The 14,950-nt window shown below is 58.0% G+C and carries 17 protein-coding genes and 1 tRNA gene; 12 read left to right on the top strand and 6 right to left on the bottom strand.

The features are described from left to right. Nucleotides 1–225 precede the first annotated feature (225 nt). The 9 genes from JQ575_RS19600 to JQ575_RS19560 all read left to right on the top strand — a co-directional run bounded on the left by JQ575_RS19600 (nucleotide 226) and on the right by JQ575_RS19560 (nucleotide 4,867). Nucleotides 226–480: a hypothetical protein gene (locus JQ575_RS19600; protein WP_212034856.1), complete on the top strand. Its 255-nt coding sequence runs from the start codon at nucleotides 226–228 to the stop codon at nucleotides 478–480. A 53-nt stretch (nucleotides 481–533) separates the two neighbouring features. Then, nucleotides 534–610 (top strand) — tRNA-Arg (locus tag JQ575_RS19595). A gap of 973 nt (nucleotides 611–1,583) precedes the next feature. Then, entirely contained in the window at nucleotides 1,584–1,736 is a 153-nt protein-coding gene (locus JQ575_RS19590) for a hypothetical protein (protein WP_212034855.1), read from the top strand. Between the two features lie 751 nt (nucleotides 1,737–2,487). Further along, a complete protein-coding gene (locus JQ575_RS46480; RefSeq protein WP_409364806.1) occupies nucleotides 2,488–2,742 on the top strand; it encodes a PilZ domain-containing protein in 255 nt (84 codons plus the stop codon). 111 nt (nucleotides 2,743–2,853) lie between these two features. Then, on the top strand, nucleotides 2,854–3,024 hold the full coding sequence (locus JQ575_RS19580; RefSeq protein ID WP_212034853.1) for a hypothetical protein: 171 nt from the start codon (nucleotides 2,854–2,856) through the stop codon (nucleotides 3,022–3,024). Between the two features lie 183 nt (nucleotides 3,025–3,207). Continuing rightward, nucleotides 3,208–3,420, top strand: coding sequence for a hypothetical protein (locus tag JQ575_RS19575; protein ID WP_212034852.1), 213 nt, complete (start codon nucleotides 3,208–3,210; stop codon nucleotides 3,418–3,420). A gap of 238 nt (nucleotides 3,421–3,658) precedes the next feature. Then, a complete protein-coding gene (locus tag JQ575_RS19570; RefSeq protein ID WP_212034851.1) occupies nucleotides 3,659–3,937 on the top strand; it encodes a hypothetical protein in 279 nt (92 codons plus the stop codon). A gap of 25 nt (nucleotides 3,938–3,962) precedes the next feature. Further along, nucleotides 3,963–4,142 (top strand): hypothetical protein, encoded by a 180-nt coding sequence (locus JQ575_RS19565; protein WP_212034850.1) that lies wholly within the window; start codon nucleotides 3,963–3,965, stop codon nucleotides 4,140–4,142. A 545-nt stretch (nucleotides 4,143–4,687) separates the two neighbouring features. Further along, nucleotides 4,688–4,867: a hypothetical protein gene (locus tag JQ575_RS19560; RefSeq protein WP_212034849.1), complete on the top strand. Its 180-nt coding sequence runs from the start codon at nucleotides 4,688–4,690 to the stop codon at nucleotides 4,865–4,867. A gap of 1,076 nt (nucleotides 4,868–5,943) precedes the next feature. On the opposite strand, the gene JQ575_RS19555 is transcribed toward JQ575_RS19560, so the two are convergent. The 4 genes from JQ575_RS19555 to JQ575_RS19540 form a co-directional block, all read right to left on the bottom strand. Next, a complete protein-coding gene (locus JQ575_RS19555; RefSeq protein ID WP_212034848.1) occupies nucleotides 5,944–7,302 on the bottom strand; it encodes a pilus assembly protein in 1,359 nt (452 codons plus the stop codon). Nucleotides 7,303–7,557: 255 nt separating this feature from the next. Continuing rightward, nucleotides 7,558–7,722, bottom strand: coding sequence for a hypothetical protein (locus JQ575_RS19550; protein WP_212034847.1), 165 nt, complete (start codon nucleotides 7,720–7,722; stop codon nucleotides 7,558–7,560). 1,117 nt (nucleotides 7,723–8,839) lie between these two features. Next, nucleotides 8,840–9,043, bottom strand: a complete 204-nt coding sequence (locus tag JQ575_RS19545; RefSeq protein ID WP_212034846.1) for a hypothetical protein — start codon at nucleotides 9,041–9,043, stop codon at nucleotides 8,840–8,842. A gap of 186 nt (nucleotides 9,044–9,229) precedes the next feature. Next, the gene (locus tag JQ575_RS19540) at nucleotides 9,230–9,580 is read right to left on the bottom strand and encodes a hypothetical protein (protein WP_212034845.1); all 351 of its coding nucleotides are present in this window, start codon (nucleotides 9,578–9,580) and stop codon (nucleotides 9,230–9,232) included. A 2,099-nt stretch (nucleotides 9,581–11,679) separates the two neighbouring features. Here JQ575_RS19540 and JQ575_RS19535 point away from each other — a divergent pair. From JQ575_RS19535 to JQ575_RS19525, 3 genes are all read left to right on the top strand, one after another. Next, nucleotides 11,680–11,853, top strand: a complete 174-nt coding sequence (locus tag JQ575_RS19535; RefSeq protein WP_212034844.1) for a hypothetical protein — start codon at nucleotides 11,680–11,682, stop codon at nucleotides 11,851–11,853. 460 nt (nucleotides 11,854–12,313) lie between these two features. Then, nucleotides 12,314–12,598 carry a hypothetical protein gene (locus JQ575_RS19530; RefSeq protein WP_212034843.1) on the top strand — a complete coding sequence of 95 codons (285 nt, stop codon included), beginning with the start codon at nucleotides 12,314–12,316 and terminating at the stop codon, nucleotides 12,596–12,598. A gap of 583 nt (nucleotides 12,599–13,181) precedes the next feature. Continuing rightward, a complete protein-coding gene (locus tag JQ575_RS19525) occupies nucleotides 13,182–13,385 on the top strand; it encodes a cold-shock protein (RefSeq protein ID WP_212034842.1) in 204 nt (67 codons plus the stop codon). Nucleotides 13,386–13,425: 40 nt separating this feature from the next. On the opposite strand, the gene JQ575_RS19520 is transcribed toward JQ575_RS19525, so the two are convergent. Continuing rightward, nucleotides 13,426–13,656 (bottom strand): hypothetical protein, encoded by a 231-nt coding sequence (locus JQ575_RS19520; RefSeq protein ID WP_212034841.1) that lies wholly within the window; start codon nucleotides 13,654–13,656, stop codon nucleotides 13,426–13,428. Between the two features lie 367 nt (nucleotides 13,657–14,023). Further along, nucleotides 14,024–14,629, bottom strand: a complete 606-nt coding sequence (locus JQ575_RS19515; RefSeq protein ID WP_212034840.1) for an RNA ligase family protein — start codon at nucleotides 14,627–14,629, stop codon at nucleotides 14,024–14,026. Nucleotides 14,630–14,950: the final 321 nt, after the last annotated feature.

Genomic DNA, 14,950 nt, shown 5'->3' with positions numbered 1-14,950 from the left:
GGGAACCGGATAGCCTTGTCAAAGCGGAGGGTGGCCCTTGAAGTCCGAACCACACCGCAGAACCTTGGCCGGACTGTGTTGGGATTTCGTTAAGCATCCTTTAGGGGCCAAAAATGGGCAAGCTTCGGCCAATTTTCCGCAGCTTTTCCAATCGTTTTGCGTAAAATGGCCCCCGGACCGGCCAAAAACGTCTAGTTTCCTGGTGGGATCTTCCGGAGAATCAAAATGCCCAAAGCCAAGTTTTTAATCGCCGCCGCCCTCTTTGCCGCCGCGGCCCTGGCGCCGAGCCTGGCGGACGCCCGCCATAATCGCCACCACCGCCATCACTGGCCGCTGCCCTATCCGATCAGCTACCAGCACAATTACGGGCCCGGCGCCCAGCCCGGCACTTTTGCCTATTATGACGGCCCCTCGACCAACTATTGCCGCCAGGGCGCGGCCGCCTACTTCGGCCAGGGCGGCCGGCACCCCTGTTACTAAACGTTCCGCTGCTGGCCCTGCCCGGACAAGTCTGATAATCGGGCGGGCTACAGGCACTCGTAGCTCAGCTGGATAGAGCATCGGATTTCGATTCCGAGGGTCGGGAGTTCGAATCTCTCCGAGTGCGCCATTATAAGTGCTTGGCGAATAAGCACTCTTGCCCGTTATGGCTCCGTTCTCTTGCCTGTTCTGGTGTTGCAAGACGCTGCAAGGCCATACTAACGAAATCAACGGCTTACCAACCCTTCCCAACCGTTCCACGCAACACGGACGCAACATCGCGCTTCGCGCTTTGTTCTTTCAGAGGGCTGTTTGGCGTGTGTGCAGAGGCTTGCTCTTCACCGTTGTTGTTGCTCGGCACCGTTGTCTTGGCCGTGATCGTCATAACCGCGCTGCTGTTCCTGGTGGATCGATGGCTTGGCTGTGAAACGGGTGCAAAAAAGCGACCGCGGCCTGATTTGAGTTGTTAACGATTCCGCGAGGGTGAGCTGTTTTGACCAGTATGTCGGCCAAAACACATGCCAGACTGTTCCAATCACCGCCCGGCCTTCGGCTTCTATCGGTGATGAGAACGCACCGTAGCGCTCCCGCCTTCCTCAGGAATGGAGCAGCGCCATGCAACGACGCCGTATCCAACATGATGCCCCACTAGATCAGCGCCTAATCGAAGAGGCGCGGCGCTTGCGGAAGCAGGCTCAAGGCACCCGTCCAAGTTTCGAACGGGAGCGGTTAATCCGCAAAGCCCGGCAGGCCGAAACTGCCGCCCACATGCAGCAATGGCTAACATCGCCCGGCCTGCAAGCGCCCCGTTGATGCCAGAGTATCGCGCTTACATCGTAGGCGAGGACGGGCATTTCATCGGATACGAGCCGATGGTTTGCGCCGATGACAGCGAGGCCACGGAAAAGGCCAAACGCCTTTCAAACCGTGGCCCGGTCGCTGGAGAGCGGACCCCATCTGATCGTTCGGCTGGCGGCGGGAGCGACCAGCGACCACGCCATCACGCACGGCATACACGATGGCCGCATGGTTCCTAAACCCGCATAGCATCCGTAAGGGGCGCCTCATTTGGCGAAACCGGACAATCCTGTATCCTCGCCGGCATGTCCGAGGACGCCGCCAGATTTCGCAAGCTAGCCGACGAATGCCGCGATCAGGCCGACCGGGCGAAAAACCCGCTCGATCAAGAGCACTGGCTGAAGCTGGCGGGAGACTGGATAAAGATGGCGCAGGAAGCCGAAGCGCGGCACCGCTAATCCCCCGCCTGCGCACCATCGGTGTCAGGTCTCGATGGGCCGCGATCGCGCAAACGGCCCCGGCGCGGGGGACGGGGGTTTTCTCCCGGTGGCAGGCTGAGGAGAGACAACCGGGAGCGTCGAGTCGTTCTTGGGGCGTTCAAGAGTTCCAAAGAAACGGCCCCAGTGTCGCGGCAGGCGAACACTGGGGCCGACATTTCCTCGAATGAAGCGCGGGGGGGACGTTGCTTCCATTCGGTCGAGCACAACTAAGCGATCCGGTCAGGAATTGTTCCTCTCCCTTTTAACGGCCCTCCCGATCACGTTGATTGCGTCCCGTCACCCCGGGCGAGACTTTCCTACGGGAGTTAACGTCTCGGTGAACGAAACCGATTGCCTTCCCCCACGCAGTCGTCCGGAAACGAAGCCGGAGCAGTCTCCTCGTCACTGACAACAGGGGATTTTCAAAATGATTGCTCTCACAGTCACCGCCATTTTAGCCGTCTGTGCCGGAACATTGATCGCGCTGGCATCGAGCGATTTCGGCCCCGAATTAGTCCTCGCCGTTGTCAGCCTCGTATAATGGTCGGTTTGTGCGGGCAAGAAAAACCCGCCGGTAACTGCCCCCGGCGGGTTTCCTTACGCATCACTCTCGCGAAAGAACTCTCCCTTCGCCAGGATAAGGGCCTCGCCTCTGCTGCCGATGGCCTGGCGTATTCCTTGATCAAAAATCGTTAAACTCTTCGCAATCTTAAAGTCGCACACTTTCCCGATGCGAGCGCCCAAGAAACATTTGCGGGAAGTTCGGCGGGTCCGCCATCTATCGGCTTGGATCGTGTTCACAGGGCGTGCAAACCAAGCGTGTCAAATCTTGGACGTATCGAAGAACGGAGCCAAGGTCCTACCGGAAATACCGTCCGAGGTGCCGAGCCGGTTTGAACTAGCATTTAATGAGGGCGGCAGAAGGCACCGGCTCTGCGAGGTCATCTGGCGACGAGGGAAGATGATCGGCGTGCAGTTCCTTTAACTTCCGCAGGGCCAATACCGTAGCGCAAGGTAAGGCCCGCGCGTCAGGTTAATTGGCGGGGAACCAATTGCAACTATTTTGCTTAAAAGCCTTTGTTTGTGGGAGTTGCGGATGACCGACCAGCAATTAGCGCTCGAAGCTGTCAGCGAAGCCCAGCGCATCCTTGAAGAGTATCTCGAACCCCGACCGCACAATAACGAACTCCTCCTGGATAGGCTGGTTGAGGTGCTTGCGCGGCCCGAACTCATAGTAGCCGTTGATCGTCTCCAGCATGGCAATTGACTGGTGAAACCAAGAACAACCCGCCGGGGGTGAACCGGCGGGGCCTCGCTTCAATCCTCCGTATCGGAGCCGTCGATTTAGACTCGGGCTCAATCAGGTAGGTCCTCACAAGGCGCTCAGCCGCATGCTGAATATCCTCGCGAAAGACACAGGCGAGAAGCCAGTCAAGAAGGCGAAGACCCGATGAAGGAAAGTACTCAAGCCAAAATCACGGCTGCCGTAGCCGCTGCTGGAGGAATGGCACAGAAGGCACTAGCAACCAGTCCAAACCCCGAGTGGACCGAGTATGAAATGCGCTCAATTGACGAGTGGATCGCCCGTCAGGATGTGAAACTCGAGCGCCCCGAAGCCATCCGCCGGCTTGTGGAGCTGGGGCTCAACAGCAAGACCAAATGACCAAAGACACTCCGGTCGCCGCCAACATGAGCCAACGCGCGGTGATGCAGCATCTCAGTTTGACTGAATGGAAGGTGGTGGCTCACCTACCTGTGCCGGCTGGCCCTGGTATGCTCGATCGGGTACGGCGCCATGGTTGGATAGAACTTCGCGGAATGAAACCGCGAACCGAGATCCGTTTGACTGAGTTGGGACGGGCTGCAATGCGCGCCCCTGTTGTACTGTGGGCGAGGACGAAATGACAGACGCCACCCGATTTCGCGGAACGGGCACGCTGTTCGTCAAGGGCGCTGAAGAATCGCCCGTCGAGTATGAAATTACCCTCTTTGAGGTTGATACCATTTTACGCGCGGAAGGTTGGGTCGAAGCCGGTCCGGCCGTTTTGACGTATGCGCAAAGTGCGAGCGGAGCTCAACTCAGATTGAGCGATGGACGATTTGTCGATGTCAGCATCGGAGGCTTTATCGTGGAAGGCAACCCGAGCCGGGCCGAGCTAATTACCCACGGCGGCTTGTAGAGTTGGGGCTGAAGGCGAAGAAGTGATGAAGCGAAAGATAACAACAGCTGCAGAGCGGGAGGCCGAAAAGGCCTTCAAGAAGGTCGAGACAAAAACGGCCACAAGCGAGCATGAGAAGGCAAAGAAGTCCTTCGATGAAAATCGGGAGCGGCTAAAGGCCGAGCGGATAGCACGCGAAGTGGGGCTGAAGGCGAAGGGGAAATGAGCGGTCCCCGTCCAGCAGGCCGCCCCTGGACATTTACGGATGACGATCAGCTGCGGAAACTATTGGTTTCCGGAATGGCCGTCACCTTGATCGCGCTGAAAATGAAGCGCTCCATCGGCGCCATTTATTCGCGGAAAAGTTTTCTGAAGAAGGCGAGGAAAAAGTGACCTGCCGCGACGGATGCATTTCTGCGGCGCCGCGAAACCTTCATGTCTTAATTCCCCTCTGCGGATGCCCAAACGAAAGGGCCCCAGCCGGGGCTTGGCTGGGGCCCCATTCCATATCGCGCCCCTTCCAAGGCGGGGCACGATGCCCAGAAACTCACCATTCGATATGGCCCATCCTGTGTCCTAATTCGGAATGTGAGTGTTCTAATTAGGACAGCACCCAACGCCGGTCCCATGCTCACCATGGCGCGCGCTCGGTGACCTCGCTCACACTAGGGATTGCGACCTGTCACCTAGGGAACAGGTTCACGACCGGCACTCCTGCGACTACTCGGCTTGAGAAGGGAATGGTCTCTTCACGAAAAACAGGAGATTGAAATGAACACCACCGAAATCCGTGAGTTGAATGTTGCCGAACTCGATCTGGTGAGCGGCGGTTCGCGCGTTCAAATCCGCCTTCCAGGCCAAGTCAGTGTCCAGCTCAACACAGTGACAGGATGCTGGTCCGTGTGGCTCAGTGGCAAGGAATCCGCTTACGGCGGCGGCGGCCACTGCTAGGTTTGCAATGCGTCGCGCGCGCGTTGGAAAGTCGCACGAAAAGGGTCTCGCGTGGGAGGCCGCCTCACTTGGCGGCCCCTTTCATTCTTACCGACAGTGCCCTTAGCGCGCGGCGAATGAGTAGATAATCCAGACTATGACGAGAGCCGCCAGAACGAGTACCCAATTGGAAATTTGACTGCCGCCTATCGATGTTTTCCGGCTAAGCGCTCGATCTCCATGGCTCCGCTCCATCAGCGCGGAATGCGCCGGCAGATTGCAAACCTGAGTCGCGGCGGGCCGATGACGATGGCTGCCATCGCCTTTCCACAGTCGAAGCGGACCGCACTGAGTCGGTGACGCGATCTGGAGTAGCCTGCCGCTGTTCCGATCCCCAGGGAATTGATAATTTGCAGTAGGAGCACTGCGCCGCGCTTCAATAGCGCATGCCCGAACTCACCCGCCGCCCCTATCCCCAACGTTCCGATTGTTGGCAGGCTGCGATAGTGGCCTAAGCGTGTGTAGAACGGGCCTCGCTTACAGGGTGATGCTAACCTCCGAAGGACCAGAGGTCTTGTAAATCTCTATTAACGCCTTGGGAATACGGACATACAGCGGAGCATATCATGGGATTAAGGTCTAGATCCGGGAGGGCCTGGCCGGAGTCGGAAGATGCATTGCTCAAAACTCTTATCTGCTCAGGCAAGGACGCTCTGACTATTGCTCTATATTTAAATAGGACTACGCGCGCAATTCGACGGCGTGCGGAGATACTAAGAATTTCGTGGAAAGCCAATCGTGGATCGAGAACGCCCATTTGCGTGGCTTCAAGACGTTCGACTCATCCGCCATGGACTATCCAAGAGGATAATCTTATCCGTGACATGATCCTAGCTGGCTGCAACGAAAGCATCATTGCCTCGGAACTATGCCGAACAATTTCGGCTGTTCGCAATCGAGCTTACAAGCTAAAGCTTTCGCTTAAATCGCTGATAGCCTAATTGTGAAGCTGAACTGCCCCTACTATTGGGTGGCTGCGGTAAAAAAAAAGCCCGGCAATTTGGCGCCGGGCGCTTTATTTGCTTCGCTTGCTGCGGTTATTTCGCGACGCGCAGCTTGGATAGCGACGTACCGATCGCGCTAAAGGCTGTCGCGATCTGGCTCGACGACGTCACGGTAGAGAACTTGTCCGAGCCGCTGGCGCAATACTGCAGGACGGAGGAGGTCGGATCGCCGTTAGTGTTGACGTGCATCGTGTAGATGATGACGCCGTCGGCCTTGATGTTGTCGCACTGGATCTTCTGACGGGCGTCGATGGCGCCGTTGTATTGGACTTGGCCGTTACCGTATGACGGCCAGCGATCCTGGGTGTTCAAACCGTCGGACATCACGATCAGCACCTTTTTGTAGGTATAATTGGCATCTTCGGCCGGTGCATGGAGCGGCGCGCCCTGGGTGAGCGACTGCCATCCCCAAGCGAAGCCGATCGGCTGATTGGTGCCGCCGTTCGGGGTCAGCGCGTCAACTTTGGATTTGGCTGAGGCCATGTCGGTCGTCAGAGGCAGCAGCTGTGCGGGGCAGGCATCGTATTGCTCGGCGTAAAACTTGGTTGCGGGATCGGAAGTCGGCGTCGTGTTCTTGGTATCGTAGTCCTGATCACGGTCGGTCACGCAGCCGTTCCAGTTATCGTGGCTCTTCGCCGTCCAGGTCCTGCCGGCAGCCACGCAGGAGCTTCTTGTAGGGTAGTTCCCGGAGTTCTTGCCGCTGCACTTGCCGTTCGCAGCCTCCCACTCGCTCCACTCGATCCATGACTGTTCGTAGTTGCTGGCACCGACGTTGACGTCCTTGGCGAACGGAATGACCGAGATGTAGACGTCTCCCGGGTTCTTGGCGAGGGCGCCGATCTGATCGATCAAGGCCTTTGCGGCCGGCTTCATTGCGGTCATCTTGCCGGCGTCGTTCATCGATCCGGTGACGTCGAGCGCAAGCGCCACGCGCATGCGCACGTTGCCCCAGAGCGAGGTTGAACTGGTGTCGAAGCCGATTTTCGGGAAGCCGGCGACCTTCATGAACTCCGTGGGCACGTTGCCGGAGCCATTGATCTTGATGGTCGAGCCCTTGCCGGTGTTGGCGGTATATTCCGCCGTGACCGTCACCTCCCTGGCATCGGTGTTGGTGTAGAGCGCCTTGAAATAGTCCTGCGCCTTGGTGTTGATGTCCGAGGCCTTGATGGTTCCGTCCGCCAGGTCTTTCGACAGCATCAGGGCGGTGGAGTCCATGGCAGCCTGCATCGACGACCGGGCGCTGTTGGCACGGGTATAGTCGATCGCGGCGCCGACGAAGCTGATGATCGGGACGGCGGCGATCCCAAACAGAACTGCGATGTTGCCCTGATTGCTAGCGCCAAACTTCCGAAGCAAACTCCGTCCAAACGAATTTCTCGAATTAGATTTCATTGCCGTAGCCCCTGTAATTTGGAGATAGGCTAACCAACCGACGTGAAGGGTGGGTAAAATTGGTCACGCTAATCGAGCATGCCGGAGAGCATTTCATTAACCAAGTGATCTCGCGTCTCGCGCGGCCGGCTGTTGCTGACGAGTCCGGAACCTTCGTGAAATTCACGCCGGCGCCGAGAAGTTCGCATAGGAACGCATGCGCACCCACCGCTTAACCGACTGGAAGCGGTGCGCTCAATGCGGGCAAACCAAGGGTCATGTAAACCGGCCGTCTATAATTTTGGCTTTTGCTCCAAGGGTCTTGCCGACTCCGCCGGTGACGGCATCAAGCTCATCGTCTCGCAAGACCGCCATGTCGCCGTTGCCGTGCGGTGATTTGTTCTCTCGGGCGATTTCGTTCTTTCGGGCGATAATGTCCATTTTCGACCGCTCCTCTCCTAAAGCTCCACTGTGGGTTCCATTGATCGAGAACGAAATGTCAGATTAGTTCGCAGATCGCTGTGACCTAGGTCACGGATCGAAGACGCACCCTTGATGGACGGGCCCGGCTGGACGCTGCAACCGACACGAGGGTGCGGGAATTCAATCCCGACGCCAAGAACATCATTGGGGAAAGCGGAGGCTGAAGCGGGATCAATGAAAGAGGCCGCCAACTGAGGCGGCCTTCAATTGAGAGATTTCCTGCGCAGTTTTTCGATGACCTCGCACAGGCCGTAGGGGTACTCCTCCTCAACGATTGGGAAGGCTTGATCCGTGCAGAGCGCCTTATCTTTTAACTCATCGACGGCGTACTGCTCTCGAGACGGCGGAAGGTGGCAATCTTCTTGGTACCCCAGCCACAGCTCAACGTCGTGGCCGTCAACCAGTAGCTTCGCGAAAAAAGCGGCCCCAGCAGCGGCGTTGGCCCTGACTAGTACCGCGATCTTGCCGGGCTCCGTTCTTACGCCGAAAGGGGTACTCCGAGCGACCTCTATTAAGCTTTGAACAATCGGACTTGTCGGGACGTCATATCTGAAGCTTCCAGCCAGCCAAGGTAGCCCCCCGACTGCTGGAGGAAAACCCGGACCCTTCGGGTTGGCGGCCCCCCGGTTGGGGCCGTTTCTAAATTCGGGAGCTGGATACCGATGCTCACGCTTTTCGCATTGAACTGAGATCCACAAGATTCGCGAAGGAAACCCGCCCTAACCGGCGGGTTTTTTCTTGATCTGAAAACCCAACCTCAGGCGTCGGGGCGGCTGTGGAGGCCGTCGAAGTCCGAGCGACCGTCGACACCCAGCAGCACCGCTTCCCCGTCCAGGACAAACGAAACGCACCTCTGGCGCAGCGCCGCCTCTTGGATCAAGGGGTACCGGCCGGTTCAGTCGTGGCCGTTCCGAGTGGAATAGCCTCACGCGGGCGCCGTCCCGTTGGACGATCATCCGGTACCCGTCGTGCTTAATCTTATGAATCCGGTTCTTGCTCGACGGGACCGCCGTGGCGCGTGTCGGAAGGCAGGGTGCAAACCTATTCATCGTCAGCGCTGGCGGTTGGGATCAGATTAACCGGCTTTTCGCTTGGCCGGCTTGGCCACTTTTGCCTTACTGGCTGCCTTGGCCGGCTTCGCATCGGCGGCGGGGGTGCGGGTGCTGCCTTTAATGCTGGCCGTGAGTGCATCCATCAAGTTGAAGACGTTGTTCGGAGCGGCCTTCTTGGACGCGGTGATCGGCAGCCCCTTCTGCTTCTTCTCTAAAAGCTCTTGCAAGGCCGCCTCATAATGGTCCTCGAATTTTTTTGGCTCGAAGTGGCCCGCCTTGCTCTCCCTCGTCCCTCCACAGGTTTCCAGGTTAAGACGCCGGATATGGCGAGAGCCGCCATCCTCACCGAGATGCGGCCCGCGGGCGCACGCACTATCCGGCCTGTCGTTCAGGAACTCGCCGATGAGGGGGGCCTACGTCATCGTCAGCTCACACGGCTCCACATCGGACAGCGTCCTTCGCAATCGCCGGAACGCGTTGCGCGAAGCCCTAGCAGGAGTTGCCAACGCTGATAAGCTCCACACGGACTTTTTCGATCGCACACGCGCGACATCTTCGGAAACGTCTTCGGACCACCGCTCGCCAGTGTTGAAGGCCACGACCCGGATCGGGTTGCTGTATTGGCCGGTGAGCAGGATGACCGTTTCAAGATCAGTCGTTTCATAGTCGGCTTCGCACCAGGCGCGGCCAATTTTGCCGAAGTCATTGGCAACCAGATAGATGGTCTGAGCCTGATCGTCGGGCACGATCGAGGGGGTACGCATCACAAAAACTCCTACGCAACAGAACCGGGATCCAAGCGAAACGCTGCTGATTCGTTCCCCACACTGGAAGGGATGCCGGCAAAGCGATTGCCTGCGCCGTGGACATCAGCGGCACCGCGCTTGCCCGCTATGACCTAGCGGCGACCGATGAGAAATCTGCGGAGCAGGAAGCCCGGCAATTCCTAAGAACAGCACCCAGTAATTGAGGTTTGGTCTAACGACCATCGGCGCGTTGCGCGGCTCGTCAGGAAGGAAGCCGCGCAATGCTGCCTTTTTCTGTTCCGGGACTACTCACTCTGGAGCATGAACAGAGCGCGGTCAAATCGCGGCGCTCGCGAGATCAAAAAGGGCTGGCCAAAAAGTGGCAACGGACCAATCACCTAAGCAGATGACGGCAAGACAAAGGTCCGTAGTTCTACCGCTCGTGCGGGAGCCGTGCGTTACCGCGAAATCGGAGCGATAAAATCCCTGTGCAGGCAAGTTGGTCTGTGGGCACCATCGAACAACACGGTGACGCCTGTATTGCTTCGAAAAACCTCGACCACGATCCCTGTCTTGCCGGCCAGCGATCGCAATCGAGTAGCTCCGAGTTCACTGATCTTGAAGCGAACGCCGACGGCCAACCTATTAAATTCTTGCACGTCACTCACAATTTTACTCCACGATAAAAAGACCACTTAGAATGAAATTTCAAACTACTGTGGGCCGGCCCCAGCGAGCTTCCCGCCCTTGGGGCCAGCTTCTCTGCGGCCCCAGAAATGAAAAGGGCCGCCAGCTGGGCGGCCTTACGGGCGATTGGAGCTAGTGGATAACAGGAACTCGCTCATATCAAGTGCCGTTTCAATCTGCCGAAGCTTCTGGACTAATTCGTCGCGCTCGCTGCATGGCGCAAGCGTCTCCACGTCAGACCGAACCCGTCGAGCCAAATCGATCAGACGTTCTTCAAGTGTCGAGCTGTGGCTGAAACGGCGGCGCTGCATAGCTCACTCCGAGGCTTTGAGGTTGCTGTATTGCCAGCCCGACTTGTCCGACATCGGATCGCACGGGACGGTGCGCGTCATTGTGTGATTGCAATTGGCGCACCCGAAGGTGCGGCTGTCATAGCCCTCGGAGGCTGGGCTGATCCTCGTAAGCATCATTCGTTTGAAACATTGGGGGCAGCGGGGCCGCTCAATTGGGATCAGCGACGGTTCAGGACGGGCATAAGGTTGGGGCAAGTGATGTGCATCTCTTTGGTCGGGCGGGAGCGCAACACACTCTCAGTCACCGATGGAAGCCGAAGGCCGAGCGGTGATCAGGTAATCTGGCATGTCCGGCAGCCTGCACAGTGGTCAATATTGCTCACCCCGGAAAAGTTAATGAAGGAACTGACGCCACTGCTTGGCGTGGATCGGCAGCCCCGACTGAACCGCGAACGTCGCCGTAGTAGACGTGCCAGCAATCAGAGCGCTCGGGATGAGGGCGGCGGGTGAGTTCGGGCATGCACTATTGAAGCGCGGTATGTCTGGTTGGGCAAATCGTCAATCGATGTCAGCGTGTAGCTGGGTGATGCTGCGCAGTACAGCGTCAAAATGAAAGAGGCCCCGCAACTGCAACCGCTTTCGGCTGATGGGATTGAAGGCTCTCCCAACTCAGACGATCTCCGTCGTTACGGCATATAAATCCATAGATCACGCTTTGGCAGGTCGGGCTAACCGACAGGAACGTCATTTTTTCGTTGCATGTCGGGCAACGCGGGCAAACTGGTGGGACGCTGTTAGTAGATACACCTGCTGTAGGCATGTCCGCACTCCGTACTACCCGTTTGCTGGGCTGCCAGAGCCCCAACGGCCGGATGCGAAATAAGTTCATCGCGGAGCGCAACACTACGCAAAGAAAGAGGCCGCCAACTGAGGCGGCCTTATGTGATTGCCCATCGTGGCACGTCCGGCAGCCGACATACTGGTCAAAACAGCTCACATCGCGAAGTAGTAAACAACGTAAATCAGGCCGCTGGCGATTTCAAAACTGGCCACTAAGGGTCGAAACAGGCCACTCGTATTAGGAACGTAACCAGAGCAGTTCTGTTGAACGTTGTTCCTCCTTCAAAGGAACGCCTGATGGCCGACGACAATACAAGAAATCCAAATGTGAAACACCCCGGCGAAAACCCTGAAGGTAAGTTCCATTACAACCCCGGCAATATGGCCGGGAAAAAGCCCGGCGATCCGGAAGAGACTGCCGAGAATCGTGGCGAGCTTCCGCAAAAGACCAAAGAGGAGCCCGGCGCGTAGTGCCAGCAGACGACCCCCGAAGCGGCCCTAGTGCTCTCCGGAGGCGCTTTGATGGTTGAGTTTTTGTGAGCACGCTACTGTCGGTGCATGGGAATTCAGCCGCCAAAAGCGGTACGTAGAGCAAGCGTGATCATCCAGGCTAACAAGCGGCGATCGTCGCGATCATGATGTCGTTTTCCCGAAAGGGGCCTTCATCCACGATCATGCCCTCATGCCGCAAGACAAGGTTCAGTTACTGCAAAAAATGACCCACTAACGAAAATTAGGAACCTTGGGGTCAGGCCAAAGGTTTCGGTTCCGTGCCGGAGCCGCCTCCGGCACCAATCCAAGGCGGCCCCAGCCCCGCCCCCGAGTGCTGGGGCCGTTTCCTTTGCGGCGAACTCGTGAAGCCATCCAACCGCGCGCATCGCGAGATCGAGCCCGGCCTTCAGAAGAGCGGTACGGCCGACGCCCCATAGAGTTGATTCATTGGCGCAACTACCACATCGGCGCCGGTGAGATTGATCTTCGCCGGCAAACCCTGTTGGACGCTGGCGAAATCGATCCGGCCACGGTCGAACAGGAGTATCTCGACGCCAAGGCGCGCTACGAAGCGAAAATAGAGGCCGGACGGGCCTGGGACGAGCGTACCGGGCTCGCCAGGCTCCGCGACGAGCGCGACCGTGCCATAGACGCGGAGTGGCAACATGTGCAGCGGCTGGCCAATACGCCCGGCCACGCCGGTCGGCGCAGCTGCGCTTATTGAGTATGCCATCGATGAGGACTTAAGTACCGATACGCGATGGTGGCATATGACGGCGCTCCGAAGCGCGGTCGCAGCGCTCAAGGGCATGGGCGGATAAGGCCGCTCCGTGGGGTCGAGCCCGCCGGTTCGCGCCGGCGGGCTTTGCGATTGAGCCGCCCCCTAAAGGGAGCGGAACAATTCCTGACCGGATCGCTTAGTTGTGCACGACCGAGTGACTGCAACGTCCCCCCGAGCATCATTCGAGGAAATGTCGGCCCCAGTGTCCGCCCGCGCGCACGCTGGGGCCGTTTCTATGGAACTCCTGAGCGCCCGACGCTCTCGGTAGATTCCTCAGCCCTGACCGGGAGATCCCATTGGCGGCCTTTGCGTTGGCGTTCTCCGCGCCGGGGCCGTTTGCATTGCGGAATCGAATAGGTTTGTCTTCTCAGCAACCGAACATTAGCCTGCGAACCTGCGCTGGCTCCTGCTGCCCCAGCCGCGCATATACGGCCCCAGCGCTAGCCCGCACTGGGGCCGTTGCTCTTGTGCGGTACGGGGCGTCCGAACTAGGGTGCCTGCATTGTTTTGCAATGGGAGAGCGGACGTGGCGACAGGTACGGTGAAGTGGTTCAACGCGACTAAGGGTTTTGGTTTTATTCAGCCGGACGGCGGGGGCAATGACGTATTCGTCCACATCTCGGCCGTGGAGAGGGCCGGCCTCAGCAATCTGAACGAAGGCACCAAGGTAAGTTATGAAGTGCAGGAAAACCGAGGAAAAATGTCGGCGGAGAATTTGAGGGTCGGCTAGTTCTGCGAGACTATCGTAAGATGCCGCCCATTGAGACGCCTTACCTCTTCTTTGTTAGACGTTTCGCCTGCTTTGCACCCGCTGCTTGAGCGGCGGCATAGCTATTGGCTAGGCCTTTGGCGATCACTTCTTTCTCTGCATCGCGCAGATGCCATTCGTATTCATTTCGGTGTTTCCAAAACACCTCCACTTCGACTTCCTGTCTAACCCTCTTCGGTGCCTTGCTCATTAATTTCGCGGAGTTGCCGCCCCATTTCTGCGATCTGCTCATTGATGCGACGTACAAACTCTTCGTCTGCGATCCGGCTCGCTATTTGCCGGTACCGCATGATCTCCCTTTGGAGTTCGACACGTTTCTTTTCTGACGGCACGGCACCGGTTCCAGCATCTCTCTTATTAAAACGTGGGATCGGTGCGATTGTTCAAATCGGGACGAACGGTTCAACACAAAGCCGTTTCTAGTTACACCCCGCCGCCAAGCCTGAAATACGATTGCTTGGCGACGAGGGCTTTAGGCCTGGATTAGCAATTCCTCCAGCGCATCGAGGTACGTTCGCCTAACGTGACAGGTTTTGATGAGCACTATGCGCGCACTGCATGGAACTCATGTTGAGATCGCGCCGGCGAGATTGTCGTCCTCAGGAGAACGCATCTTTGGCCCGCAGCATAGCGGGAGAGGCGGGGTTTTTGATCTTTACCCAGTTGGGTGACCGGCCCGGCCGGTACGGTCGATCGGCGAGCTTCGACACCAGACCCTCAAGCCCCATCATGCAGGCGTGCCGGAACAGCTCTGGGCCGATTTCACCGCGCTCGAAGTCGGAGATGAAGATGCCGTCCACACGCCGCGCCAGGAGTCGGGCGAGGTTTGTCTTCCTCATGGTGAGCGGTAGCTTGCGGATATCATCACCGTCTGCCACCAGCATATCGAAGGCATAGAACTGCACTTCGTCATTGTGCTTGCGGCTGTGTAGGCCGTCGAAATCGGAGATCCCATCGACACCAAGCAACACGGCTTCGCCGTCCAGGACGAAGGACGTTGACCGGATGCGCAGCGCGGCCTCGGTGATCAGCGGGTAGCGGTCGCTCCAGTCGAAACCGTTCCGTGTGAACAGGCGCACGCGCTTGCCCTCGCGGTGCACGATCAGCCGGTAACCGTCATGCTTGACCTCATGGAGCCAGCTTTTGGAGGTAGGGACCTTGGTGGCGCGGGTCGGGATGCAGGGTTCGAACGACGAGCTTCGCATCATCTCTCAATATGGCTTGAACTGGATTTCGCCCGGGCAGCCCGGGCTCGGACGATACACAGGCGATTTCTAATTGCAGAGACCGACCGTCTCATAGCCACGGATATCGATAGTGTAGACCTCCCGCTGTCTCGCAGTTCAAGCAGCCGGCGATCGTCTTCCTCCGTCCAAGGCCTGTTATTATCTCCAACCATCGCAAGTTCTAAGGCGTTTTGACGTTAACAGGCTGAGGCCCGGTTGCCGGCTTTGAGGGACGGGCCCGCCAGTCTGCCGTTACGAGGATGCCTTGCTCGGACTCTTCAGCGATCTTGTGCAGCAACC

The sequence above is a fragment of the Bradyrhizobium sp. JYMT SZCCT0428 genome, from assembly GCF_018131075.1.
In the GTDB taxonomy this organism is placed as follows: domain Bacteria; phylum Pseudomonadota; class Alphaproteobacteria; order Rhizobiales; family Xanthobacteraceae; genus Bradyrhizobium.
Note: the sequence above shows the minus strand (reverse complement) of the source record. Positions and strands in the feature narration are given on the sequence as shown.